This window comes from Bradyrhizobium agreste (genome assembly GCF_016031625.1).
GTDB lineage: Bacteria > Pseudomonadota > Alphaproteobacteria > Rhizobiales > Xanthobacteraceae > Bradyrhizobium > Bradyrhizobium agreste.
Map to the genome: position 1 here is coordinate 308,662 of NZ_JACCHP010000002.1, position 25,129 is coordinate 333,790.

At 64.2% G+C, this 25,129-nt stretch carries 28 protein-coding genes; 5 read left to right on the top strand and 23 right to left on the bottom strand.

All coding sequences use genetic code 11. From position 1 onward, the window contains the following. Positions 1–11: 11 nt before the first annotated feature. Positions 12–3,200, top strand: a complete 3,189-nt coding sequence (locus tag HZZ13_RS04170) for an efflux RND transporter permease subunit (RefSeq protein WP_197958380.1) — start codon at positions 12–14, stop codon at positions 3,198–3,200. Between the two features lie 513 nt (positions 3,201–3,713). Here HZZ13_RS04170 and HZZ13_RS04175 read toward each other — a convergent pair. The 4 genes from HZZ13_RS04175 to HZZ13_RS04190 form a co-directional block, all read right to left on the bottom strand. After that, positions 3,714–4,136, bottom strand: a complete 423-nt coding sequence (locus HZZ13_RS04175) for a hypothetical protein (protein ID WP_197958381.1) — start codon at positions 4,134–4,136, stop codon at positions 3,714–3,716. A 12-nt stretch (positions 4,137–4,148) separates the two neighbouring features. Beyond that, positions 4,149–4,370 (bottom strand): hypothetical protein, encoded by a 222-nt coding sequence (locus HZZ13_RS04180; protein WP_007592399.1) that lies wholly within the window; start codon positions 4,368–4,370, stop codon positions 4,149–4,151. Between the two features lie 113 nt (positions 4,371–4,483). Then, entirely contained in the window at positions 4,484–5,302 is an 819-nt protein-coding gene (locus HZZ13_RS04185; RefSeq protein ID WP_197958382.1) for a lytic murein transglycosylase, read from the bottom strand. 40 nt (positions 5,303–5,342) lie between these two features. Continuing rightward, entirely contained in the window at positions 5,343–7,196 is a 1,854-nt protein-coding gene (locus tag HZZ13_RS04190; RefSeq protein ID WP_197958383.1) for a flavin-containing monooxygenase, read from the bottom strand. 177 nt (positions 7,197–7,373) lie between these two features. On the opposite strand from HZZ13_RS04190, the gene HZZ13_RS04195 reads away from it, so the two are divergent. Then, on the top strand, positions 7,374–8,999 hold the full coding sequence (locus HZZ13_RS04195; RefSeq protein ID WP_197958384.1) for a long-chain fatty acid--CoA ligase: 1,626 nt from the start codon (positions 7,374–7,376) through the stop codon (positions 8,997–8,999). A gap of 28 nt (positions 9,000–9,027) precedes the next feature. On the opposite strand, the gene HZZ13_RS04200 is transcribed toward HZZ13_RS04195, so the two are convergent. Continuing rightward, positions 9,028–9,936: an amino acid ABC transporter substrate-binding protein gene (locus tag HZZ13_RS04200; RefSeq protein ID WP_197958385.1), complete on the bottom strand. Its 909-nt coding sequence runs from the start codon at positions 9,934–9,936 to the stop codon at positions 9,028–9,030. Positions 9,937–10,108: 172 nt separating this feature from the next. Beyond that, positions 10,109–10,528, bottom strand: coding sequence for a nuclear transport factor 2 family protein (locus HZZ13_RS04205; protein ID WP_197958386.1), 420 nt, complete (start codon positions 10,526–10,528; stop codon positions 10,109–10,111). A 141-nt stretch (positions 10,529–10,669) separates the two neighbouring features. On the opposite strand from HZZ13_RS04205, the gene HZZ13_RS04210 reads away from it, so the two are divergent. Together HZZ13_RS04210 and HZZ13_RS04215 are read left to right on the top strand one after the other, a co-directional pair. Further along, the gene (locus HZZ13_RS04210) at positions 10,670–11,905 is read left to right on the top strand and encodes an amidohydrolase family protein (protein WP_197958387.1); all 1,236 of its coding nucleotides are present in this window, start codon (positions 10,670–10,672) and stop codon (positions 11,903–11,905) included. Between the two features lie 199 nt (positions 11,906–12,104). Further along, positions 12,105–12,428, top strand: a complete 324-nt coding sequence (locus tag HZZ13_RS04215; protein WP_311972595.1) for a hypothetical protein — start codon at positions 12,105–12,107, stop codon at positions 12,426–12,428. A 99-nt stretch (positions 12,429–12,527) separates the two neighbouring features. On the opposite strand, the gene HZZ13_RS04220 is transcribed toward HZZ13_RS04215, so the two are convergent. The 7 genes from HZZ13_RS04220 to HZZ13_RS04250 form a co-directional block, all read right to left on the bottom strand. Further along, a complete protein-coding gene (locus HZZ13_RS04220; RefSeq protein ID WP_197958388.1) occupies positions 12,528–13,451 on the bottom strand; it encodes a DUF1932 domain-containing protein in 924 nt (307 codons plus the stop codon). After that, positions 13,451–14,320, bottom strand: coding sequence for a substrate-binding domain-containing protein (locus HZZ13_RS04225; protein ID WP_197958389.1), 870 nt, complete (start codon positions 14,318–14,320; stop codon positions 13,451–13,453). Before HZZ13_RS04225 ends, HZZ13_RS04220 begins: the two co-directional genes overlap by 1 nt. Positions 14,321–14,334: 14 nt before the next feature. Next, positions 14,335–15,018: a 4-carboxy-4-hydroxy-2-oxoadipate aldolase/oxaloacetate decarboxylase gene (locus tag HZZ13_RS04230; RefSeq protein WP_197958390.1), complete on the bottom strand. Its 684-nt coding sequence runs from the start codon at positions 15,016–15,018 to the stop codon at positions 14,335–14,337. Then, on the bottom strand, positions 15,015–15,728 hold the full coding sequence (locus HZZ13_RS04235; protein WP_197958391.1) for a PIG-L deacetylase family protein: 714 nt from the start codon (positions 15,726–15,728) through the stop codon (positions 15,015–15,017). Before HZZ13_RS04235 ends, HZZ13_RS04230 begins: the two co-directional genes overlap by 4 nt. 80 nt (positions 15,729–15,808) lie before the next feature. Next, positions 15,809–16,693, bottom strand: a complete 885-nt coding sequence (locus HZZ13_RS04240; protein ID WP_197958392.1) for an amidohydrolase family protein — start codon at positions 16,691–16,693, stop codon at positions 15,809–15,811. Between the two features lie 31 nt (positions 16,694–16,724). Beyond that, a complete protein-coding gene (locus HZZ13_RS04245) occupies positions 16,725–17,435 on the bottom strand; it encodes a TetR/AcrR family transcriptional regulator (protein ID WP_197958393.1) in 711 nt (236 codons plus the stop codon). Positions 17,436–17,599: 164 nt separating this feature from the next. Further along, positions 17,600–18,742, bottom strand: coding sequence for a mechanosensitive ion channel family protein (locus tag HZZ13_RS04250; RefSeq protein ID WP_197958394.1), 1,143 nt, complete (start codon positions 18,740–18,742; stop codon positions 17,600–17,602). Between the two features lie 126 nt (positions 18,743–18,868). Here HZZ13_RS04250 and HZZ13_RS04255 point away from each other — a divergent pair, with 126 nt between their 5' ends. Continuing rightward, positions 18,869–20,119 (top strand): DUF763 domain-containing protein, encoded by a 1,251-nt coding sequence (locus HZZ13_RS04255; protein WP_197958395.1) that lies wholly within the window; start codon positions 18,869–18,871, stop codon positions 20,117–20,119. A 35-nt stretch (positions 20,120–20,154) separates the two neighbouring features. On the opposite strand, the gene HZZ13_RS04260 is transcribed toward HZZ13_RS04255, so the two are convergent. The 10 genes from HZZ13_RS04260 to HZZ13_RS04305 form a co-directional block, all read right to left on the bottom strand. Further along, complete coding sequence (locus HZZ13_RS04260) at positions 20,155–20,397, bottom strand: hypothetical protein (protein ID WP_197958396.1); 243 nt, start codon at positions 20,395–20,397, stop codon at positions 20,155–20,157. A 32-nt stretch (positions 20,398–20,429) separates the two neighbouring features. Further along, positions 20,430–20,693 carry a hypothetical protein gene (locus HZZ13_RS04265; protein ID WP_197958397.1) on the bottom strand — a complete coding sequence of 88 codons (264 nt, stop codon included), beginning with the start codon at positions 20,691–20,693 and terminating at the stop codon, positions 20,430–20,432. Positions 20,694–20,708: 15 nt separating this feature from the next. Next, complete coding sequence (locus HZZ13_RS04270) at positions 20,709–20,936, bottom strand: hypothetical protein (RefSeq protein WP_197958398.1); 228 nt, start codon at positions 20,934–20,936, stop codon at positions 20,709–20,711. Position 20,937: 1 nt separating this feature from the next. Then, complete coding sequence (locus HZZ13_RS04275; protein ID WP_197958399.1) at positions 20,938–21,138, bottom strand: hypothetical protein; 201 nt, start codon at positions 21,136–21,138, stop codon at positions 20,938–20,940. A 14-nt stretch (positions 21,139–21,152) separates the two neighbouring features. Further along, complete coding sequence (locus HZZ13_RS04280; protein ID WP_129143153.1) at positions 21,153–21,338, bottom strand: hypothetical protein; 186 nt, start codon at positions 21,336–21,338, stop codon at positions 21,153–21,155. 36 nt (positions 21,339–21,374) lie between these two features. Then, a complete protein-coding gene (locus HZZ13_RS04285; RefSeq protein WP_197958400.1) occupies positions 21,375–21,803 on the bottom strand; it encodes a CBS domain-containing protein in 429 nt (142 codons plus the stop codon). Positions 21,804–21,874: 71 nt separating this feature from the next. Beyond that, positions 21,875–22,336 (bottom strand): DUF2267 domain-containing protein, encoded by a 462-nt coding sequence (locus tag HZZ13_RS04290; protein ID WP_197958401.1) that lies wholly within the window; start codon positions 22,334–22,336, stop codon positions 21,875–21,877. A gap of 129 nt (positions 22,337–22,465) precedes the next feature. Then, a complete protein-coding gene (locus tag HZZ13_RS04295) occupies positions 22,466–23,701 on the bottom strand; it encodes a cytochrome P450 (RefSeq protein WP_197958402.1) in 1,236 nt (411 codons plus the stop codon). A 101-nt stretch (positions 23,702–23,802) separates the two neighbouring features. After that, entirely contained in the window at positions 23,803–24,126 is a 324-nt protein-coding gene (locus HZZ13_RS04300) for a hypothetical protein (RefSeq protein WP_197958403.1), read from the bottom strand. A gap of 106 nt (positions 24,127–24,232) precedes the next feature. Beyond that, positions 24,233–25,006 (bottom strand): ferredoxin--NADP reductase, encoded by a 774-nt coding sequence (locus HZZ13_RS04305; RefSeq protein WP_197958404.1) that lies wholly within the window; start codon positions 25,004–25,006, stop codon positions 24,233–24,235. Between the last annotated feature and the right edge of the window lie 123 nt (positions 25,007–25,129).

Below are 25,129 nucleotides of genomic sequence, written 5' to 3' on the forward strand. Positions count from 1 at the left end.
GGGGCAAGGCCATGAATCTCTCAAAGTTCTTCATTGATCGTCCGATTTTCGCCGGCGTGCTGTCGGTCCTGATTTTCCTGGCCGGCCTGATCTCGCTGTTCGCGATGCCGATCTCGGAATATCCGGACGTCGTGCCGCCCTCCGTCGTGGTGCGCGCAACCTATCCCGGCGCCAATCCCAAGGTGATCGCAGAGACGGTGGCAACGCCGATCGAGGAGCAGATCAACGGCGTCGAGAACATGCTCTACATGTCGAGCCAGGCGACCACCGACGGCGCGATGACGCTGACGGTGACGTTCCGCCTCGGCACCGACCCCGACAAGGCGACGCAGCTGGTGCAGAACCGGGTGCAGCAGGCCGAGCCGCGCCTGCCCAACGTGGTGCGCCAGCTCGGCATCATCACCAAGAAGTCGTCGCCGGACCTCACCATGGTCGTGCATCTGTTGTCGCCGAACGGCCGCTACGACATGACCTACTTGCGCAACTACGCCGTGCTCAACGTCAAGGACCGGCTGGCGCGGATCGACGGCGTCGGCGACGTCCAGCTCTATGGCGCCGGCGACTATTCGATGCGGGTCTGGGTCGATCCGCAAAAGGCGGCCGAGCACGGCCTGACCGCCAGCGACATCGTGCGCGCGATCCAGGCGCAGAACGTCGAGGCCGCCGCCGGCGTGGTCGGCTCGTCGCCGAACGTCAAAGGCATCGATCTCCAGCTCTCGGTCAATGCGGAAGGCCGGCTCGCCAACGAGGAGCAGTTCGGCGACATCGTGGTCAAGACCGGCACGCGCGGCGAAGTCGTTCGTCTGCGCGACGTCGCTCGCATCGAGCTTGGCGCATCCGAATACGGACTGCGCTCGCTGCTGGACAACAAGCAGGCGGTGGCGATTCCGATCTTCCAGGCGCCCGGCTCCAACGCGCTGCAGATTTCCGACAATGTCCGCGCCACCATGGCGGAGATCAAGAAGAACATGCCGGAGGGCGTGTCCTACCAGATCGTCTACGACCCGACCCAATTCGTGCGCTCCTCGATCGAGGCTGTGATCCACACGCTCCTGGAGGCGATCGCGCTGGTGGTGCTGGTGGTGATCCTGTTCCTGCAGACCTGGCGGGCCTCGATTATCCCCCTGCTGGCCGTGCCGGTGTCGATCGTCGGCACGTTCGCGGTGATGCACGTGTTCGGCTTCTCCATCAACGCGCTCAGCCTGTTCGGGCTCGTGCTCGCCATCGGCATCGTCGTCGACGACGCCATCGTCGTGGTCGAGAACGTCGAGCGCAACATCGAGGCCGGGCTGTCGCCGCGCGATGCCACCTATCAGGCGATGCGCGAGGTCTCGGGTCCGATCATCGCGATCGCGCTGGTGCTGATCGCGGTGTTCGTGCCGCTCGCGTTCATCTCCGGCCTCACCGGGCAGTTCTACAAGCAGTTCGCGCTGACGATTGCGATTTCGACGGTGATCTCCGCCGTCAACTCGCTGACGCTGTCACCGGCATTGTCGGCGCTGCTGCTCAAGGGCCACAACGAGCCGAAGGACCGGCTGACGCGGATCATGGAGAAGAGCCTCGGCTGGTTCTTCCGCGGCTTCAACAAGGGCTTCACGCGCTCCTCGGACAATTACAGCGGCACCGTCGGCAAGGTGATCTCGGGCAAGGCCGCGGTGATGGGCCTCTATGTGGTGCTGGTCGGGCTGACGGCGTTTCTGTTCCAGCAGGTGCCGAGCGGCTTCGTGCCGGGCCAGGACAAGCAGTACCTCGTCGGCTTCGCCCGCCTGCCCGATGGCGCCACGCTCGACCGCACCGAGGAGGTGATCCGCAAGATGAGCGACATCGCGCTGACCCAGCCCGGTGTCGAGAGCTCGGTCGCCTTCCCGGGCCTGTCGATCTCCGGCTTCACCAACTCGTCCAATGCCGGCATCGTGTTCTCGACGCTGAAGCCGTTCGACGAACGCAAGGATCCCTCGCTCAGCGGCCCCGCGATCGCGGCCGAGCTGAACAAGAAGTACGCCGGCATCCAGGAAGCCTTCATCGCCATGTTCCCGCCGCCGCCTGTCAACGGCCTCGGCACCATTGGCGGCTTCAAGCTGCAAATCGAGGACCGCGCCGGTCTCGGCTATGACGCCCTGAACGAGGCGACCAACGCCTTCATGGCGGCGATGCAGAAGGCACCGGAGATCGCCGGCGTGTTCTCAAGCTTCCAGGTCAACGTGCCCCAGCTCTTTGCCGACATCGACCGCACCAAGGCGCTGCAGCTGGGCGTGCCCGTGACGGAGGTGTTCAACACGCTGCAGATCTACCTCGGCTCCTACTACGTCAACGACTTCAACAAGTTCGGCCGCACCTATTCCGTCCGCGTCCAGGCCGACGCGCCGTTCCGCGCCCGCGCCGACGACATCAGGCAATTGAAGGTGCGCTCGTCGTCCGGCGAGATGGTGCCGTTATCGGCGCTGCTCAAGATCCGCCAGAGCGCGGGACCGGAGCGCGCGATCCGCTACAACGGCTTCCTGTCGTCGGATATCAACGCAGCGGCTGCGCCGGGCTTTTCATCGGGCCAGGCGCAGGAAGCGGCCACGCGGATCGCGGCGGAAGTGCTGCCGCCGGGCTTTGCCTTCGAATGGACCGACCTGACCTATCAGGAGTTCATCGCCGGCAATTCCGGCATCTGGGTGTTTCCGCTGGCGATCCTCCTGGTGTTCCTGGTGCTGGCCGCGCTCTATGAGAGCCTGACCCTGCCGCTGTCGATCATCATGATCGTGCCGATGGGCTTGCTCGCCGCGATGTTCGGCGTCTGGGTCTCCAAGGGCGACAACAACGTCTTCACCCAGATCGGCCTCATCGTGCTGGTCGGCCTCTCCGCCAAGAACGCGATCCTGATCGTCGAATTCGCGCGCGAGCTCGAATTCGCCGGGCGCACGCCGATCCGGGCCGCGATCGAAGCCAGTCGCCTGCGGCTGCGCCCGATCCTGATGACGTCGATGGCGTTCATCATGGGCGTGCTGCCGCTGGTGCTCTCGACCGGTGCCGGCTCGGAGATGCGGCGAGCCATGGGCGTTGCCGTGTTCTCCGGCATGATCGGCGTCACCGTGTTCGGCCTGTTCCTGACGCCGGTGTTCTACGTGCTGCTGCGGACCGTCACCGGCATGAAGCCGCTGGTCCATCACGGCAGCGACACCAGCGCGGCGCCGGTCCACGGGCCTGCCGAGTGAAAGCGTCCCGCCGCGCAACGCCCGCGGCGGGTCCAACAAGCTCGGATCGCTTTGATCGTTTCCGATTCTTCTCGCAGAATTTCAACGCCGCGAGCGCCTCGCCGGCCCGCGGCGACCTGCACCATGATTTTGCCTCGCAATATGATGTGCCGCTCCCGAAGGGACGGCTCGAAATCACCTGAGTCACGCGGGATATAGCGGGCCCGCAGCGCACAAACCGGCGCTTGGTTCCTCACGAAACCCCTTTCCCGATGCGACGAAACACGCCTGAAACAGATGGCCGGTTAAGTGGTTGTCAAAATAAATACAGGGACGGCCACCATGCAGTTCATCCTCGACCTGATCTACGAATATTCGTGCTGCCAGAGCCTCGTTGCCCAGCCGCTCCGGGAGGACGAGCTATGATCGAGCTGATCTCAGCCCTGCTCGCACTTTGCAGCATCGGCGTCTTCGCGGCGCATGCGCTCGACGCCTACCGCACCACGCATTCCTGACCGTTCCTCCTTCCCGACGCTAGAAAGGTCGCCGGTAGAAGTGCTCGGAATGCGTCGCCGGCGGAAACCGGTTGGCGAGCGCAAGCGCCCCCTTCTCGTCCGTCTCGAGCGCGATCTTCTGCGCCAGCATCACGTCGCCCGGCACCAGGAAGCCTGACGGGACGAAGCACCACCCCATCGTCGCACGCCCGTCACCGTCGACCTCGTGGACGTTGGCGGCCGTGCCGTAATGGATGCGGTAGATCCTGCCGGTGTCGCAACCGACGACGTCGAAGTACCGGTATTGCTCGAATTGCGCGCGCTGCGCCGGCGACAACCACTCGGCCAGAAGCCGGCGGCCGCGGGCATCCGGCGTGTTCTCGCCGAAGAAGCGGCGATAGAGTTCACGCAGCGCATGCAGGCGCGCACGCGCCGGCGCCCGGAGCCAAACTGCCGCGAACATGAGCAGCTCAGATCAGCCGCCGACCAGGCGGGGATAGAACAGCGTTTCCTGCGCGGTCGGATCGAACGATCGGATCCGGGTCACTTCGCCGGGTCCGGTTCGAAGCGCGGCGGTGAAGCCTGCTCCGGTCAGCTCACGAAAGCGCCGTTCGGCTCGCGCCAGCGCTTCGGCGTTGCCAGGATCAAACTCGTGGCGTGTATCGCCAGTCTGGTCCATCACGATCTGGGTAGCCATGTTGAGTCTCCTCATGCCCAGCCCTGAACTTGATCAAAGCAAACCTCATGCCGTCGGTTCCAGAAGGCAACAACTTTCTCTTGCCTTCACATCACACGTCGCTGAGCTAGAGCTCAGCGCGAGGCCGCGGTAGCCCCGCCCTCGTCGATCTGCCGGCCCATCAGCGCGATCGCCTTCTGATAGACGCCGGCGGCATTCCAGGCCTCGATAGCGGCGAAATTCGGCTCGCCCGGCTGGTACCCGGCTCCCGCGCGCCAACCATGGGCTTTGAGGAAATTTGCCGTCGAGTTCAGCGCATTGGCCGCAACTTCGAGATTTCCGGTGCCGTAGGCCAGAATGTTCTTGGGCATGAACTGGGTCTGGCCGACCTCGCCATGCATGGAGCCGCGGGTCGATCCCGATAGCGTACCCCGGTCGATCAGCTTCAGGGCGGCATAGAGCTGGTCGGTGAAGAATTCGGGACGGCGGCAGTCATAGGCGAGGGTCGCGATCGACGACAGCATGTTCTGGTTGCCGCGCTGGCTGCCGAAGCCGGTCTCCATGCCCCAGATCGCGATCAGCGGCCCGGGCGGGACGCCGTAGCGCTGCTGGATCGAGGCGAACAAGGCGGCCTGCGACTGCTTGAGCTGCCGCCCCTTGGCGACGATGGTGGTGGCGCCGCGCTTGGCCAGGAACTGGTCCAGCGTCAGCGAAAAGCTGCGCTGGCCGCGGTCGGCCGCGATCGTGGCGCTGGCATAGTTCGTCTGCATCAGCGCCGACAGCGCGGTGGGGCCGATGCCCTTGGCTTGCGCTTCCGCGCTGAACTCGCGCTTCCAGGCCTCGAAACCGGCCGGTGAGCTGCCGCATTGCGCGGCCTCGGCGGAGGATGCCAGGCAACCGAGCAGCGTCATTGCGCCAAGAACCGCTCCCGCAACAGCCCTGCCCCTGACCATGCCTGACCTCTTCCGTCCTGTACCGCTCGGCGGATCAATCTTACCCGGCAGAACGCGCCGACTCCATGGCCCGATCATAGGACAATTCGAGGCCTTCCAGGTTGCCATCCTTGCGCCATTTGCCGAGCAGCCGCAGGAATGCCACCGGTCCGCGCCAATATTGGCTGTTTCTTGCCGCGATCGGATCGAACACGCCTTCGTTGTTGTAGTAGCCCGGCGTGCACTCGGCGAGATAGGTCTGCCGGCCGAGCGCGGCCTTGACGACCTCCTCGACCCAGGCGTTCTCGGCGGCAAGTGTTGGCTCCAGGGTGCGTGCCTTGCGTGCGCGCGCCTGCTTGATGACATAGGCGATGTGCTGCGACTGCTCGTCGATGATGTGCGGAAAATTGGCGCTCTGGCCGGCCTGCACGGTGACGATCAGGAAGCAGTTCGGAAAGCCGCGGCTGTAGAAGCCGTGCAGCGTCTTGACGCCGTCCTGCCAGCGCTCGGACAGGCTCATGCCGTCGCGGCCATAGACCTCGAAGCCCATGCGGCGCGCGTAATCGGTGCCGACCTCGAAGCCGCTGGCATAGATCAGGCAGTCAAGCTCGTAGGCCCTACCGCCGACGACGACGGCATTCTCGGTGATGCGTTCGACGCCTTTCCCCCCGGTATCGACGAGATGCACGTTGGGACGATTGAACGTGTCGAGATATTCGTCGTGGAAGCACGGCCGCTTGCAGAATGCCTTGTACCAGGGCTTGAGCGCCGCCGCGGTCGCCTCGTCCTCGACCACCGTGTCGACGCGCGCGCGGATCTCCTCCATCTTGCGGTAGTCGGCCTGCTCGATCGCCTTCAGCGCCTCCTCCAGCGAGGTCACCGGCTGCTTTTGCCGGCGCGGTGCCAGCAGGATCTCGCCGAGCAGCCCGGTCCAGCCGTCCTGCACCAGGTCCTGCTCGAACGGCTCGCCTGAAATCACGGCCGTAAAATTGTCCATGCGCTCGCGCTGCCAGCCTGGCTTGAGGCTCTGCGCCCAGGCCTGGTCCGTCGGACGGTCGTCGCGAACCCCGATCGCGGACGGCGTGCGCTGGAATACATAGAGCTCTTTTGCCGAGCAGCCAAGATGCGGCACGCATTGCACGGCGGTGGCGCCGGTGCCGATGATGCCGACGCGCTTGTCGGCAAGACCTGTCAGACCGCCGTCCGCATTGCCGCCGGTATAGCCGTAATCCCAGCGACTGGTATGAAAGCTGTGACCTCTGAACGTCTCGATGCCGGGAATGCCCGGCAGCTTCGGACGGCTGAGCGGCCCGCCGGCGAGAATGACGAAGCGTGCGCGGATCCGGTCGCCCCGATCGGTCTCGACCAGCCAACGCGCCTCATGCTCCTGCCATGTCATCCGCGAGACGACGGTCTGAAACAGCGCGCGCTCGTACAGCCCGAAATGACGGCCGATGCGGCGCGAGTGCTCGTAGATCTCCGGCGCCCGGGCATATTTGCGCACCGGCATGTAGCCGGTCTCTTCCAGCAGCGGCAGATAGATATAGCTCTCGGTATCGCAGGCGGCGCCGGGATAACGATTCCAGTACCAGGTGCCGCCGAAGTCGGCGGCCTTTTCCACGATACGAAAATTCTCGATGCCGGCCTCGCGCAATCGCGCGCCACACAAGAGGCCGCCGAAGCCACCGCCGACGATGAGCACGTCGGTCGCTTCGCTGATCGCTGCGCGCGCAAATCCGGGATCGGCCCAGGGGTCGGCGAGATAACGGTCGAACTCACCCGTGACCTCGACATACTGCGCCTTGCCCTCGGCGCGCAGACGGCGGTCGCGCTCGTCGCGATAGCGAGCACGGAGGGCGGAAATATCGACCGTAGAAGCGCCGCTTGCATCGGTCTTGTGTCTTTCCGCTGACATTCGATTCCTCCCGCGCATGCTGCTTCGCCGGCAGCTTACCGCACGTTAGCGCCGAAAAAGCGCGGCATGCAATCACGCTGATTGTTTTTTGCGTGAACGCTGCGTGACGTTCCGCTAACCTCAAACGCAAATCACGAGCCTACGCCATGCAACGACATGGCAATCCGGAGGGAAACCATGCAGGGATTGATGATGGACATGCCGCTTTTGATCAGCGGCCTGATCCAATATGCGGCCGATTATCATGGCGAAGCCGAGATCGTCGCACGCGAGATCGAGGGCGACATCCATCGCTACACCTACGCCGACGCGCATCCGCGCATCAAGCGCATGGCGCTGGCGCTGAAGCGGCTCGGCATGAAGCAAGGCGACCGCGTAGGGACGCTGGCCTGGAATACGCACCGGCATTTCGAGATGTTCTACGCCGCGCCGGGCATGGGCTACGTGCTGCACACCGTCAATCCCAGGCTGTTTCCCGAGCAGCTCGTCTACATCATCAACCACGCCGAAGACCGCCTGCTCTTCATCGACCGCGCCACGCTGCCGATCGTGGAGGCGATCGCGCCGCAACTGAAGACGGTCGAGGCCTTTGTCGTGATGTCCTCGCGCGAGCGGATGCCGGAGACGAAGCTCGCGAACGTGCATTGCTACGAAGAGCTTCTGGGACGCGAGAACGATGCCGGCTTCGCCTGGCCGGAGTTCGACGAGAAGTCCGCCTCCACGATCTGCTACACTTCGGGCACGACTGGCAATCCCAAGGGCGTGATCTATTCGCACCGCGCCGCGATCCTGCAAACCATGACCTGCTGCAATTTCGACTTCCTGCCGGGACATGTCGAGGGCGTGCGCGAGGTGATGATGCCGATGGCGCCTCTCTTCCACGGCAATGGCTGGAACATGCCGTTCACCGCGCCCTATACCGGCTCCAAGCTGGTGCTGCCCGGCCGCAACTACGAGCCGGACAAGCTCTATGAATTGCTGGAAGGCGAGAAGGTGACGCTGTCGGCGGGCGTGCCGAGCTTCTGGCTGATCCTGCTCGACTGGCTCGGGCGGACAGGCAACAGATTCTCGACCTTGCGCGCGACGCTGTCGTCGGGCTCGGCCCCGCCGCGCGCGATGGTCGAGAAGCTCAAGCGCGAGTACAATGTCGACTACATCCAGGCCTGGGGTATGACCGAGGCGCTGGGCTGCTCGATGCCCAGCCTGCGGCCGGGCTCGGAGCATCTCAGCGAGAAGGAGAAGTTCGACCGCCGCCAGGTCTCCGGCCGCGCCTGTTTCGGCACGCATTTGCGTATCGTCGACGATGCCGGAATTGAGCTGCCGCGCGACGGCAAGACGGTCGGGCATTTGCGCGCCCGCGGGCCTTGGGTCGCCTCCGGCTACATGAAGCTGGACGAAGGCCTCGACCGCGACGGCTGGCTGATCACCGGCGACATGGCCGTGATCGACCCACAAGGCCACGTCACGCTGACCGACCGCTCCAAGGACGTGATCAAGTCCGGCGGCGAGTGGATCTCCTCGATCCAGCTCGAAGACATCGCCCTGTCCCACCCCGACGTGCTGCAAGCGGCCGTCGTTGCCATCAGCCACGAGAAATGGCAGGAGCGCCCCCTGCTCCTCGTCGTCCGCAAGAAGGGCGCGACGGTCGACGGCAAGGCCCTGCTCGAGCACATGCGTCCGAAGATCGCGAGCTGGTGGCTGCCCGACGCCGTCGAATTCCTCGACGAATTCCCGATGACCGGCACCGGCAAGGTGCTGAAATCGGCGCTGCGCGAGCGCTTCAGGGAGTACAGGGTGGCCTAACGCCCGTCAGCGCCCAGGCCGCTTCGCCTCAGTTCACCGCGTAGACATCGGGATCGGCGCTGGAGCTCGGCTTCTTGAAGGCGTTGCGCAAGGCTGACGACATGGGGACGTTGTAGTTGAGGCCGTTCGGCGGCGTCGGCGATTGCAGCCACTTCTTGTAGAGCACTTCGATCTCGGGGCTGGCATAAAACTCCGCAGTGGCGCGATCGGCGAGCGCCTTGAACGGCGCATCCTCTCGCCGCAGCATGATGCCGTAGGGCTCGGGCTTGGAGAACGCTTCCTCGCTGATCATGTAGGCTTGCGGCTCCTTCGACCGCGCGATCGCCACCGCCAGCTGGACATCGTCGAGCGCATAGGCCTGGGCGCGGTCGGTCTCCAGCAGCAGGAAGGCCTCGGCCTGGTCCTTGGCCGGCATGATGTTGATGCCGAGATTGCGCTCGGTATTGACCTTGGCGAGCTGCGTCAGGTTGACCGAGCCCGCGACCGCCGTGACCGCCTTGCCCTTGAGATCGTCGATGGTGTTGATGTTCGCCGCCTTCCGGGCCGCGAACCGCGTCGCGCTAAGGAAATGCGTGTTGGTGAAGGCGACCTGCTTCTGGCGGTCGGCATTGTTGGTGGTCGCCGAGCAATGCAGGTCGAGCGTGCCGTTGACCATCAGGGGAATCCGGTTCGAGGACGTCACCGCGACGGTCTCGACCGAAATGTCGGACATGCCGAGTTGCTTCTTCACGGCATCGACGATCCTGAGGCAGATGTCCATGGCAAAGCCGACCGGCTTCTGGTTGCCGTCGAGATAGCTGAATGGGACGGAAGCTTCCTGATAGCCCAGCGTGATCTTTTTGGTCTCCTTCACCTTCTGCAGCGTGCCCGTGAGCTCTTCGGCCGAAGCTGCGCCCGCAAGACATGTCAGGGCCAGGAGAATGGTCAGTAGGCGCATCAAGGACTCCTTAAGGGGCTCGCGCCTTTATGCCGGCGCGACCGCGAGAGTTGATAACGCGGGCCGTCGCCATGCGCCAGACGGGCTTGCGCTTATCAGGTATCGCAGTTTTCGATATGAATGAGGCAACCTGTGCACGGCGAAGGGGCCGGGCCGCAGCCTTGGGATCCCCTCACGCGTCGATGCCGTGCTGGACCAGGATACGTTCGGCGCTGTCGTTCCACACGTCCATCTTGACGATCTGCCCGCCCCGCACCACGAAGCGGTCGACGTAACGATTGCCCTCGAACGGAGTGCCATCCTTCCATTCGCCGTAGAGCGTGCCGAAGCTGTAAACCACGGTCTCGCCGTCGCAGGGGCAGACGTCGAACCGATCCATCCTCTTCTTGACCCAGCGGTAACGCTTGGCATTGAACGCCGTCGGGCCGCGCGGATGACCGAACTCACGCCCGCCGGTAAAGGTGATCACCGTGCCCGGCGCCACATAGGCCGCCGCGGCGTCGGGATCGGGGATCATCGATGCCGTGAGATAAGCCTCCACGATCGCGACATCGGACAACGGCGCGGTTTCGGCTCTTGCGGCAGTGGACATTTGGTTCTCCCCGATTTGCGGAATACTATCGCCTTTGTCCGGGAATCCATGCACATATTTTCAACAGATCCGTGGCTACACTGCCGAAAATCTCGAGCGGCCGTTGCTTGCCGTTTGCTCTAGATTTTTGTTCCAACCGCCATGACCACACCATCCTCCTTCGACCTCATCTTCCGTAACGCCCTGTTGCGCGGTGTCGGCAGCACCGTGGATATCGGCGTTATCAACAGCCGTATCGCCGCGATCGCGCCACAGCTGGCCTGCGAGGCCGCCGAGATCGATTTCGGCGGCCACCTTGCCCTGCCCGGCTTCGTCGACACCCACATCCATCTCGACAAGGCCTGCCTGCTCGGCCGCTGCGGCCACGATCACGGCAGCGTCTCGCAGGCGATCCGCGCCGTTGCCGCGATGAAGAAGGATTTCACAATCGAGGACGTCTACGCCCGCGGCGCCAGAGTGCTCGAACGCGCCATCGTCAACGGCACGACGCGCATGCGCACCCATGTCGAGATCGATCCCCGCATCGGCCTGCGCGGCTTCGAGGCGGTCAAGGCGCTGAAGCGCGATTACGCCTGGGCGATCGGTCTCGAACTCTGCGTCTTCCCGCAGGAAGGCCTCACCAACGATCCCGGAGCCGAGGAGCTGCTGATCCAGGCGCTGCGCGACGGGGGCGAGGTCATCGGCGGCTGTCCCTACATGGACGCCGACCCGAACGCCCATCTCGCGCGCATCTTCGATCTTGCCCAGGAATTCGACGTCGACGTCGACCTCCATCTCGATTTCGATCTCGATCCCTCCTGGTGGCATCTCGACGAGGTCTGCCGCCAGACCGAGCAGCGCAACTACGGCGGACGCGTCGCGATCGGCCATGCCACGAAACTGTCGGCATTGCCGCCAGACCGGATGAAGGCGGCCACCGCGCAACTGGCAAGATCAGGCGTTGCGGTCACCGTCCTGCCCGCGACCGATCTCTATCTGATGGGACGCGAGGCCACGCACAACGCGCCGCGTGGGCTGACCCTCGCCCACAAGCTTGCCGGCGACGGCGTGGTCTGCTCGGTCGCGACCAACAACGTGCTCAACCCCTTCACGCCGTTCGGCGATGCCTCGCTGCTGCGGATGGCAAACTTCTACGCCAATGTCGCGCACGCCTCGGTCAGCGATTTCGACACCTGCCTGGATCTCGTGACCGAGCTGCCGGCCCGGCTGATGAACCTCCCTGACTACGGCATCAAGGTCGGCAATCCCGCCGATCTGATCGTGCTCGATACCAAGGACAGCCGATTCGCCATCGCCGAGTTGCCTGACGTCCTGATGGGCTTCAAGGGCGGCCGGCAGACATTTGCGCGGGCGCGGCCGACCCTGTTCAAGAGGTGACAGCGGTTCTGCGCCCGATATTCCGGGAATCGCGCGCAGAACCTGGTCGGCCGCGGAGCCACAGCAGTTCGATTTTACCGCCGCTTCGCGCCCACCGGAGTTCGGTAGAATCCCGGACCGTAGCCCAACGCATTGCGAGGCAGACCACGCCTGCCATAACTAGGACGTGCACTGACCATCTGCGGTTCAGTGGGGGAGTATGAGTCTGTTCAGCGCATTCAGCAGCATCGACGATTCCGTCCAGGCCCGAACGCCGACCGATGCGGCGGCGAAGCGGCTGGACGGCATTGGCCACGTTCTCTCGGGGCTCGATATCTCGGCGATCCAGACTGAGGCCGACGTGAACCGTACGCTCTGGACGCTCGATGCCGCCAGCAAGTGCGTTCGCGCGGTGCTGGCGGAGTTCCGCACCCAACCGGCCACCGAGCAGCTCGTCCGTAAATCCCGCAATCTGATCGACCTGATCGAACGCGCGCGCGACCAGGTCGTAAGCTTCGAAGCCCGCGACCCGGTCCTGAGCTGACTAAAGCGCGATGCGATAGGATGAATCGTCATCGCGCTTTAGTTATCGTTTGAGCATGATCTTTTCGGAAAACCGCTACACACTTTTCCGGATCATGCTCTATTTCATCCGATTGATTCTGCCGAGAATCCGGTCCGCCTCCGTGCGCCAGTCCGCACTGCGGGCGAACTCCCTGCTGCCCCTCAGCCCGAACAGCCCTTCATCGGCGAGATCAGCCATCCAGGCCTGCCGTTCGGCCGTGCCTTGCGCCGACCACGGCGTCAGCCCCGTCTCGCGCACGGTCTCGGCGACCTCGCGCACCTCTTCGGCCCGGCGGCGGCCGTGCTCGATCACGCGCTGGAAGCAATAGGCCCCCTGCTGCTCCCAATCGATGCCGGGGAACGTTTCCCCAAGCGAAGCCAGCACCGCATCCTCGACGCCATAGGCGCGCGCGGCCGTGAAGCTCTCGATGACCATGGCCTCGAGGCCCTTGATCATGATGCTGCGGCACATCTTGACGGCCGAGGACACGCCGAGCTTGTCACTGGCGACCTTGGCTGCGAAACCGATTGCGTTCAATAGCGGCTCGAGCTCTCTCGCCCCGGGCCCGCCGAGCAGCAAAGGCACCTTGATGCGATACGGCGGCACCGAGGTCATCACCGCGCCCTCGACATAACGCCCGGCTGCGCCATCGATCAGCGCTGCCGCGCGCTGCTTGGCGCCGGGAGAGGCCGAGTTGAAATCGAGGAACCAGGTGCCCTGGTTGATCGCCGCGGCACAGACCTTTGCGACGGGGACAGCCTGGCTCGCGGTGACCGCCGAGATGATGAGATCGGATCTTGCGGTCAGTTCGGCGTGGGAGGTTGCAAGAGCGACGCCGCATTTGGCCGCATGCTCCTTCAACGCCACGCCCTGCTCGCCTCCGAGCTTGATGTCGTAGGCGGCTACCTTGATGTCCTGCCGGCGCAAATCCTCGGCCAGAATCCGGCCGACCTCGCCATAGCCGACCAGCCCGATCTGCCAGTGCCTGGGATCGCCTGCCATCAGTTCAGTCCTCGTGTCGTTTCGTCGAAGAGCTCCTCGACCGCATAGCGGCGTGGGATCAGCGCCTGCTGGAATGCGTAGTCGACGATCAGCTCGAGCGGCTTCCTGTTGGCCTCGATCCCGAACGGAACGAGGTCGGGCGTTGCCGCGGGCCCTGCCTGCGCCTTGCTCCGCTTCAACAGATCATAAACGCCCGCGACCACGTCGGGGCGCGATTTCGCGAGTTGTTTGGTCACGACCACGAGATGGTTGACCGGGACCATGCCGCGCCGCGCATACCATTTGGCCGCTTCTGCGGCCGGATCGGGAAACAGCGGCTTCAGCTTGGGATCATCGGAGGTCTCGCCGAGGACGGCATCGAGCTCACCGTCGCGCAGCATCTGCAGGATCCTCTTGTCCTTCGGCGCGCGCTCCGTGGTGTCGACATATTCGGCGACATGCGGATCCTCGAACGTGACCCAGCGAATCTTGTCGAGATCGACGCGATAGTCGTTGGCGAGGATGCCCCTGATCCAGGCGCCTGTCGTCGTCGTGAACGAGCGGATACCGACGCGCTTGCCTTCGAGATCCCTCGGCCCGAGCGTCCCATGCGCGGGATTATAGAGAGCGTAAGAATGCTGGAAGCGGCCGAGCATGGTCGCCGGCAGCAGCACCAGCGGCTTGCCGTGCGCCTTCGCCATCAGGTAGGTGACGATCGCCATCTCGCAGACGTCGAAGGCCTGCTCGCGCACCATCGGCTTGAATGCCGTGTTGGTCGGCGTGTACTCGACGAAGTCGAGATCGAAGAGGTCGGAGCGGAGTTCGCCGCTCTTCACCGCCTTGACGTGAGGGTGGCTGCCGAGCACGGCCTTAAGCTTGAGACGATCCATCCGTCCGCTCACCTTCAGAGGTCCTCGGGCGTATCGACATAGACGAGGCCCGCTTTCGCTAGGGCCTCGCGCATGTTGTACATGTCGAGGCCGAGCTCGCCAGAAGCCAGCCGCGTGCGCTTGCCGCCTTCGTCCGCGGTGCGCTTCTTCGCCTTCTCGGCGACCTCGGCCGCATGGCGCTTCGGCACCACCACGACGCCGTCGTCATCGGCCACGACGATGTCGCCGGGATCGACATTGACGCCGGCGCAGACGACGGGGACGTTGACCGAGCCGAGCGTGGCCTTGACCGTGCCCTTGGCAGAGACCGCGCGCGACCACACCGGAAATTTCATCTCGTGCAGCGCTTTGACGTCGCGGCAGCCGGCATCGATGATCAGCCCTTGCACGCCGCGCGCCTGAAGCGAGGTCGCGAGCAATTCGCCGAACATGCCGTCGGTATTGTCAGTGGTGCAGCCGACCACGAGGATATCGCCCTTGCGGCACTGCTCGACGGCGACATGGATCATCCAGTTGTCGCCGGGCTGCGCCAACACCGTGACCGCGGGGCCGGCGATCGACGCACCCGCCCAGACCGGACGCAAGTAAGGCTTCATCAGGCCGACGCGGCCGTAAGCCTCGTGCACAGTGGAGACGCCGTACTCCGCCATCCCGGCGGGATCGGCACGCTTGATGTTACGAACGACGACCGGCTTCATGCGAGCTCCTCCGCCACGGTCGGAAACAGGCGCTGATAGGCCTCGCCATAGGTCATGGGAACGCCGGTGTTGCGGCTGCCCTGGATACCGCGGTTGAGCGCGACGCGCTCGTAATAGCCCCAGAGATGCTTTTGCGCAGCGAGGATCTGGAACGCCTCGTACTTCTCCTTCCAGACCTCGTCGATCTTGAGAATGGTGTCCGGCTTGTAATTGCACTGCTCGGGCTGATGCGGCTCGAACAGGAACACCGGCGGCGCCGAATATTTGTACTGCGCGCCGGGCTTGTGGCCCATGGCCTGCGCGACCACGCGGGTCTCCTGGGCGAAATGCGCCGCGTTCGGATGGTCGAAATTGTAGGGGTCTTCCAGCGCATGCGTCAGCACGAAGCTCGGATTGAGCTCGCGGTAGATGTCGACCATGCGGTCGAAATGCGCTTCCGTCAGCTTCAGCGGATAGTCGCCGCAGTCGAAGAACTCGATCTCGGCGCCAAGCAGCCTGGCCGCGCGCTCCGCTTCGTGCTTGCGGCCGGCCTTGACCGTTTCCAGCGTCGCGCCCTGCTCCTTCCAGGCGAACTGGCTCTCGCCGCGCTCGCCGAAGGACAGGCAGACGATCTTCATGCGATAGCCCTTCTTCGCATGCAGCGCGATGGCGCCGCCGGCGCGCCAAACGAAATCGCCCGGATGGGCGGTGACGACGAGGCCTGTTTTCATGGGCTACTCCTTTTCGTTCGTATGCATCCACCGGCGTCCGCAACGCATGTCCGCGCAGCGTGTCGGTTCCGAAAACATCGTCACGCCTCGAATTCGAACAGGCGCGCGGGATTGTCGACCAGAATCTGCGTCTGAAGCTGCGGCTCAGGCGCGAACAGCGGGATCAAGTCGACGAGATCGCCGTCATTCGGCATCACCTTGACGTTGGGATGCGGCCAGTCCGTGCCCCAGATGACGCGATCCGGCGCGGTCTCGACGATCTTTCGCGCGAATGGCACCGCATCGGTGAACGGAGGACCGGCCGATGACACCCGCTCCGAGCCGCAGATCTTCACCCAGCACTTCTCGTCGCGCTGCATCAGCTCGATCAGGATCTTGAACGGGAGTTGGTCGAGCCCGTCCGCCGCCTTCACCCGGCCCATATGGTCGATGGTGTAAGTGAGCGGCAGCCTTGTCAGCATGTCGGCATATTCGGGCAGATCGATCGCATCGAAATGCAGGTCGACATGCCAGCCGAGCGGCGCGACCATCGCGACGATGCGCTCGAACACGCGCTTGTCGGGAACGCCGCCGAGATGGCGGACGAAATTGAAGCGGCAGCCGCGGAAACCGCCCTCGTGCAGCGCGCGCAGTTCGTGCTCGGTGATGGTATCGTCGATGTTCGCGACCGCACGGTAGGCGCCATTGCTCTCAGCGATGGCATCGAGCGCCACCCTGTTGTCGGTGCCGTGCACGCTGGCATTGACGATGACGGCGCGCTCGACGCCGAGCTTGGCATGCAGCGCGCGAAAATCCTCCAGCGGCGCATCCGGCGGCGTGTAGGAACGCTCCGGCGCGTAGGGGTATTTCGCGCCGGGTCCGAAGATGTGGCAATGCGCGTCGCACGACAGCTTCGGCAGCCTGAACTTCGGCATGCGCGTGTTCGGATCGGGCGGTGGAATGGTCGGCGTGTACATTATCGTCATGAGGTGAACCGCCGAAGCGAGACCGCTTGCTTCACGCCTTGCTGCCGACAACCGGCCGCCGCCGCGCCGGCGCGGCCTGGTCGAGCGCCGGTGCCTGGAAGGCGGCGACGATGGCCTGCACCAATTGCTCGATGGCAGCCGCGGCATCGCTGCCGTCAGCCTCGCCGCGCGACAGGCGCGACACGCGCTCCGGCGTCACCAGCGAATAATAGAGTGCGCCGAGCAGGAAATGGCTGCGCCAGACGATGTCCGTGCGCGGAATGTGCGGCAGGCTCTCGTGGACCGCGTCGATGAAGGCGTGGCTGGTGTCGTCGAAGGTCTGCGCGATGATCTTTCGCGCGACCTCGTTACCTTCCGCCGACATCACCGCGCGCAGCCGCGTGAAGCGCGCCCCCCCACCGGCGAGATCGCTGCCCGAGGTGAAAGCCGGCACCACATAGGCGCGAACGATCGCCTCCAGCCGGTCCTGGAGATCGCGCACGCGCTTTGCGGCAGCGAGCAGTTCGGAACGGCGCAGATTCATCGGCCCGCAATGGCGCCGGTAGATCTCCAGCAGCAAACCGTCCTTGGTCTTGAAATGGTAGGTCACGCTGCCTGGATTCGCCCCGGCGGCCAGCGCAATATCGCGTACCGACACGGCGTTGAAGCCGTTGGTGGCGAACAGCTCCTCCGCAGCGGCGAGGATCGCCTCGCGCATGTTCGGCTTGCGGGCCGCTTCCTTGCTGGTGGGCTTGCGTATCATGTGATTTGTACTATCGTACAAAAGATCAGGTCTCGTCAACAAAAACGTGGTGATGGCAGGACGGCGTAGGCGCGTCAGCGCCGTCTCGAAAGACGAAGCGTGCGCGCAGGCCGCCGCCATTGGCCGTATGCGATCGCCTGGCCTGACAAGAAGGTCAGCGCCGTTCAGTTAGCGGCGCTCGCCCGCATCTTTTCCGGCGGTGCGGGAGGCCGCACGAAATCGCCCTCTTCGTTTCCTGACGGGATCAGGATGGCACGGTCGCGCGGCAACGCGTCCGGCATCTCGTCGCGGATGAAGGCGATGAGCTTCTCCCTGATCTCGCAGCGCAGGTCCCACGACTGCGGTGCATTCCTGGCGCTGACCAGCGCCCGAAGCTCGATGGTGCGCGCATCGGCATCGATCACTTGGAGATTCACCACCTCCCCGTCCCACAGCTTCGAGTGCTTCACCGCCTGCTCCAGCCAGCGCCTGATGCGCGGGACATCGGCGCGATAGTCGACATGCAGCGCGACGACGCCGATCAGGGATGCAGTGTCGCGCGTCCAGTTCTGGAATGGCTTCTCGATGAAATAGGACAGCGGCACCACCATGCGGCGCCAGTCCCACAACCGGATCACGACATAGGTCGAGGCGATGTCCTCGACCCAGCCCCATTCGTTCTCGATGATCACGGCATCTTCGATGCGGATCGGCTGGGTGATCGCGATCTGCAGGCCGGCGATCAGATTGCTCAGTAGCGGGCGCGCGGCAAGACCGACGATGATACCGGCGGCACCTGCGGAGGCGAACAGGCTGACGCCGTATTGCCTCACGGAATCGAACGTCATCAGCGCGGCGGAGACCGTGATGATGACGATGATGGTGTCGGTGACGCGCTTGAACACGCGCACCTGCGTGACATGCTTGCGCGCGACGAAATTCTCGGTGACATCGCGAAAGTTCTGCAAGTAGCGCGCCGCGCTCATGTCGACAACGCGCATCGAAATCCAGCCGATCAGCGCGATGAAGGCCACGACGAACAGCCGCGTCAGGGGGGTGCGGATCGTGTCGTCCAGCGGCGCCAGCGGCAGCACCATGGCGACGGCGGCAAGACAGGCGGCCATTTGCGCCGGGCCAGCCGTCCGCGCGATGAACACGTTGAGCAGCGGAAGGCGCGTTCCGAAAGCGCGGTTGAGCAGCGATGTGGCGATCCGGTAGGCGAGCAGGGCAAGAAGGATCGCACCGGCAACCAGGCTGAGCCCGATGAACCATGACGGTATCCAGCCGAACATCCCGTCGATGTCGGCCATGAGGGCCTGCCAATCCATGGACCGTCCCCATCATTGCATTCACGCAACCCGCACAACGCCTCCCGGCCGCCTTCGCTCCCCCGCTCCGTGCAATGCAGCATCCCGCAGGTGCAACCGTCGCTGAACTGCGCTAGGTTTGCCGGCATGACTCGACGTACCGGCAGCGCCGATCTTCCTCTTCACACCGGGCGGGTTCCGCCCTGGCTGGCAAGTCGCATGTCCTCCCTGGGAGCCATCGTCACCCAGGCGATCGTGCATCATTACGGCCGCGACGCGTTTCTGCAGCGCCTGTCGCACCCATTCTGGTTCCAGTCGTTTGGCGCCGTAATGGGAATGGACTGGCATTCCTCCGGCATCACCACCTCGGTGATCGGCGCACTGAAGCGCGGGCTCGGACCGCTTCAGGACGAGCTCGGGATTTACGTTTGCGGCGGCCGCGGCCAGCACTCGCGCAAGACGCCGGACGAGCTGTTGCAGCTCGGCGACCGCGTCGGATTCGACGGCGTCAAGCTGACCCGGGCCAGCCGTCTGGTGGCCAAGGTCGACAGTGCCGCGGTCCAGGACGGCTTCGATCTTTACCTGCATGGCTTCTTCGTCACCACTGAGGGCAAATGGACGGTGGTGCAGCAGGGCATGAACGGCGACAAGCGGCAGGCGCGGCGCTATCACTGGCATTCCGAGGCCCTGAAGAGCTTTGTCGATGCACCGCACAGCGCAATCGACGGGCCGCAGCAGGGCGAGATCGTCAATCTCACCGATCATCGCGCCGATATGTCTCGGACGGCGCAGCTCGAGCTGTTGAACGATCTCGGTCCGGATCGCATCGTCTCCGAATTCGAACGGCTCATGGGGACCGAGTCCACGCCGGCGCAAGGCATGCTGCCGCATCTGATCATGCCCGCGCATCATGATGTGCGGCCGAAGGACGTGTTCGCGCGCCGCCTGCACGGCACGCTCGCCGCCGCAGCCGAGCGCGGCCCGGCGGATTTTCCGGAACTGCTGCTGACGCCGGGCGTCGGCGCGCGCACCGTGCGCTCGCTGGCCATGGTCGCGGAGGTCGTGCACGGTGCGCCCTATCGCTTCACCGACCCCGCGCGTTTCTCGCTCGCCCATGGCGGCAAGGACCGGCATCCCTACCCCGTTCCGATCAAGGTCTATGACGAGACCATCCGGGTGCTGAAGGGCGCGATCCAGAGCGCGAAGCTCGGACGCGAGGAGGAGATGCAGGCGATCAAGCGCCTCGACGACCAGGCACGGCGGCTGGAGCGGACCGCGCGCGGCCCCTCGGTTGCGGCTTTCATCGCCGATGAGCGTGCGGCCTCACCGGAGCTCGACGGCCGCTCGGTGTTCGGCTGGGAGCGCGATCTTGTGCCCGCAAAAAAGCGGACCGGCTGAACACCGGTCCGCAAGTTGGCGGGAGGAACGCCCTCTCAGGTCTCGTCGGCCTCCGGCTTCTCATCGAGCCGGTTTGCTGCGTGGTCCTGATATTGTTCGGTCTGGATGGACTTGCCGTCCATCCCGCGAATGTCCGAATGCTGTTTCTTGTCTCGGTTGGATAGCACCATGTTGTCGCCGATCATGTCCTTCGGCACGTCGGTCAATGCGCCGGTGCCGTCGCCCTTGCCATGCATGCCCGATCTGAAATGCGTCTTACTGCCATGCCCACCTGGCATTGGTCTCTCCTCTTGCAGTGGTCTCTGACGGCTCAGTGCTTCTGTTGCGCCGCCGTCGGTTTGGGCGGCTTGTGGCCGCTCTGACCGGGATCGTTGTGCTTGTTGTGATCGCTTTCCTGGTTGAGGCCGCCGCGGCTCACGGGAAACTCGCTGTGACGCACCTCCGGGTTGGCACGATGGGCGCGCGTGTCTTGCGGGTTATGACCGGCGGCCTGCTCGAGCTCGCGTGCATCCGGAACATCGGGCTTCCGCTCGAGGATGCGCACCTGCTGTTCGTGAGTCTTCTTGCCCTGCATTCTGGGCCTCCAATCTTACCGGCCTCTTCGGGGCGAACCGCTCCGCGCGACGTCCTTGTCGATACCGCCACCGATGTTCACGTCGTTCTCGACGTCGCCTTCGATCGTGTTCTCGCCCAAGACGTCCTCGAGGTCGTCAGGCGAAACGCCCGCCATGTTCGTCCCCTTCGATCCGCCGATCAGGGGATTATCACGGATGTCCTTTTCGGTCGGCGCGTACAGCTTGGGTTGCTTGTTGGTCATGTCACCTGCCTCCGCCCTTTCCGGCCTCGTCGTGCCTGTGATGGGAATCGCGCTCTCCACCGCCGCCCGAAATCCGGCTGTGGCTGCGCTGCGGATCGTCAGCCGGCGGCTTCTTCACCTGAAGCGGGGCCTTCGCGTTCTCGTGCGAAGCGCCGGGTCCGCCCTGACGAATGCTGTTCGGTGTCTTGGTGGATGTCGACATGAATGTCGTCCTCCTCAACGATCTTGCTGATAGCCTTGATTGGTCGTGTTCTGCTTGATGTTGCCCTGCTGTCCCTGCTGGTCCGGATTCTGCACACGCCGCTGCCCGTGCGGCGTCTGGTCTGCTCGGACCTGCTTGCTGTCACCAGTTCCCTTCGGGCTCTGGTTGGCGTCCGGGACGGGTGGCATCTTGCTGGCCATGAGAACCTCCTTGTGGAACGTGACGCCGTGAAGCAGTCAGTGCCGCTCCCGCGCAGCGGGTGCGGAGATGTCCTTCAATGCGTCTTGCGCGCACTCGTCGTCTGTCCTGCTGATGTCTGCGAGCGCAACGACACCGACCAGGCGCTTCTGGCGGTTGATCACCGGGAGACGCCGGATCTGGTGCGTGGCCATCACCTGTGAAGCGCCTTCCACATCGTCGTCTTCAAAGCAATAACAGACGCCCTTGGACATCACTTCGCGGACCGACGTGTTGCCCGGCGCGCGTTCCTCGGCGACCGCGCGCGTGACGATGTCCCTGTCAGTGATCATGCCGATAAGACGATCGTTCTCGCCCACCGGCAAGGCTCCGACATCGTCGTCGCGCATCCAGCGAGAGGCTTCCCGTATGGTCATGTTGGGATCGGCAATGTGCACGGATGGTGTCATGATCTCGCGAACTTGCATGCTGGATCTCCGATAATCTTTCGGGATATCCGTCTGCTAACGCCGGCCTCGCGGCGAAGGTTTCCATCGGCCTAGTGCGACATACCCTTCTCATCCGTCGTGCCGGGTTCCATGCTCCAGATCGCCCGCACCTCCTCCGGCAAGGCCTCCCGGACCTTTTCGATCTGGCCCGCGGTCAAGTGACGGGAGAGAACATTGAACACCGCGCGTGCGGCATCCTCCGTATCGACCGGTCGCCCGAACTTCAGTTCCTCGGCGATGAGCTGAAGAAACTCTTCCAGCGACCGCACCCGGCTCGGCATTGCCGATGGCCGGAACTGATCATAGTACGCGCCGCGGACCAGCAGCGGCAGCTGTGATCCCAGATGTGCCGCAAGCTCCACCGGCAGGCGATCGCGTATCGCGCGCAGCACGGCGGCCGTTACGCGCCACGACTGCTGATCGTCCAAACCGATTTCTTCGCTGATCTCGTTGAGCCAGAGATGCGTCGTCTGTGCTGTCTTGTCGAATACCGGTATCGCGCTGGAACTCATTGTGAACCTCCGCTTCGGATTTCGAGGTCTCGATCACAACAGGTGCGATCACGCACCGTTCCTGGCCGAGGCGCAGACTTCAGATGAAATTTGTATCCGGAACGAGCGCGATCTCGGACCTGCGGCTCGTCAAGCGGCCCGCTGGGTCGACATTGTCATGGCGTCGTCCAGAACCGGTAGCTTTTCGAGTGCGCGAAGTCCTGGCCTGCGACGCCACCGAATTTGCGAAGGCTCGACGGCCAGCCGGAGTTTCGGCCAACGCACGAACAGCGCCTCCAGCGCGCAAGCCGTCTCGATGCGCGCGAGCTGATGGCCGAGACAGAAGTGGATTCCCGTGCCGAACGAGATATGGCGGTTCGGCTTGCGCTCGAGATCGAGGTTCTCGGGACGATCATGAACCGCCGGATCCATGTTCGCAGCGGCGAGCATGACCATGACGCGATCGCCCTTCTTCAGGCGCACGCCTTCGACCTCGACCTCGCGCCGCACGTAGCGTGGCTTGGAGAATTGGACGGGCGAGACGAAGCGCAGGAACTCCTCGACCGCGAGCCCGAGGCGGCTCCAATCCTGTTCCAGCCAGTCGCGCAGCTCGGGATTCCTGAGCAGCTCGTAGACGGAACCGCTGATGAGATGGGTGGTGGTTTCCGATCCCGCACCCAGCAACAGAAACACCATCGAAACCATTTCATCCGGCGTGATCTGGCCGCCTTCGCGCTCGACCTGAATCAGCTCGGCAATCAGGCCCTCGCCGCTCTCTCCGCGCGCGATCTGCAACTGCTGCTCGAGGTAGGCGCGCATCTTGCGCAGCGCAAACAGCAGGCGAAAGAAACTGAGGACATTCGTCAGCGAGGTCATCGCGTTGGCCCAGGCGATGAACTTTGGACGATCCGCCAGCGGCAGGCCGAGCAGCTCCGAGATCACCGCGAGCGGCAGGATGCGTGCATAGCGCTGGACCAGATCGGCCGGGCATCCTTGCGCGAACAGCTCGTCGGCCAGACCGTCAGCGATGGCCCGGATGTGCGGCTCCATCGCGACGATCGCGCGGCGGCGAAACGCTTCGTCCACGATGCTGCGCAGCCGCGTGTGATCCGGCTCATCCATCGTCAGCATGTTGTTGGCGATGGTCCTGACGAACCTCGGCATCCACCAGCGCAAGCCCGCGACGTCGCCACCCTCCTTGCGCAACGTGAAGGTCGCGCCGTCCTTCAGGACCTGCGCGGTGGCGTCATGGGTCGTGGTGATCCAGACATTGCCGACGATGGGAAACCGCGTCGCGACCACAGGGCCCGACATGCGCAACGTCGCGATCGCCTTGGGCGGATCGCGAAAGAAGGCCTCGCTGGTGAAATCGAGGCGCGTTGGCATGGGATCACCGGAGCGATTGGTGGCGTATCACCGAGATGGTGCACGGCGCGGCCGGCGCAAGGGCACGTCTGCTCGTCGGCCGCCGGCGTGGAGAGCCGCGCCTATCCACGCCCGGAGGAGCGCTGGCCGCTCTTGCGCTGCTGCTGGGTATAGGCGTCCCAATGGCTCCAGCTGCCATTGCTGAGGCTCTGCAGGTCGGTTGCGAGTGGACGGCGCGTGCGCTTGTCGTAATCGGCGATCGCGCGCTCCGACTGCGCGATCTTGCGTTTGAGTTCTGCGATCGTCTTCTGCGTCTGGCCGTTGCGCTTCGAGGTGGCGATCTCGCCCATCGTGAAGCGCGCGGTCTCCAGCGCCTTCAGCTCGGCGCGGTTCTTCTTCAACTGAACCCGGTGCCAGGCGATGTTGCTGTCGCTGTCCGCAACCATGTGGGAACTCCGCTGATTCGGTCCCACATAGTATCGTGCGCCGAATCGGCGCCGCAACGCCCCGGCGGTGGCGAAAATGCGATCTTCTCGCGCAGAAATTCCGGATTTAGCGCTCGGCGAACGCCTTCTCAACCACGAACTGGGCCGGCTCGCCGTGGTTGCCCTCGACGAAGCCGCGCTCCCCCAAGAGGACGCGCGTGTCCGCCACCAGGGCCGGGCTGCCGCAGATCATGACGCGATCCTGGGCGGCTTCCAGCACCGGCAGACCGATGTCGCTGAAGAGCTTGCCTGAGGTGATGAGGTCCGTGATGCGGCCGCGGTTGCGGAAGGGATCGCGCGTCACGGTCGGGTAATAGATCAGCTGACTGCGGATGTACTCGCCGAGCAATTCGTCCTTCGGCAGATGCTCGGTGATCATCTCGCCATAGGCGAGCTCCTTGACGTGCCGGCAGCCGTGCAGCAGCACCACCTTCTCGAAGCGCTCGTAGGTCTCGGGATCCTTGATCACGCTCAGGAACGGCGCAAGCCCCGTGCCCGTGCCGATCAGATAGAGGTTGCGCCCCTCTTCCAGGTTGTCGATCACCAGCGTGCCGGTGGCCTTGCGGCTGACGATGATCTCGTCGCCTTCCTTCAGATGCTGGAGGCGCGAGGTCAGCGGACCGTCAGGCACCTTGATCGAGAAGAACTCCAGCGTGTCCTCGTAATTGGCGCTGGCGACGCTGTAGGCCCGCAGCAGCGGCTTCTCGCCGACCTTGAGCCCGATCATGGTGAATTCGCCGTTGCGGAAGCGGAAGGTCGGGCTGCGGGTGGTCTTGAAGGAGAACAGCGTGTCGGTCCAGTGGTGGACGCTCAAAACGCTTTCCTGATTGAAATTGCTCATCTCACCTTCCCTGTCGCGTCAATTGCGGTTCCGAGGCCGGCAGCTATGCGTCGTTTGTACACGATCATTCGTATACTAATGAATAATCCGGCTTGATCCGGCGGTCAAGGCTGCCCAAGATCG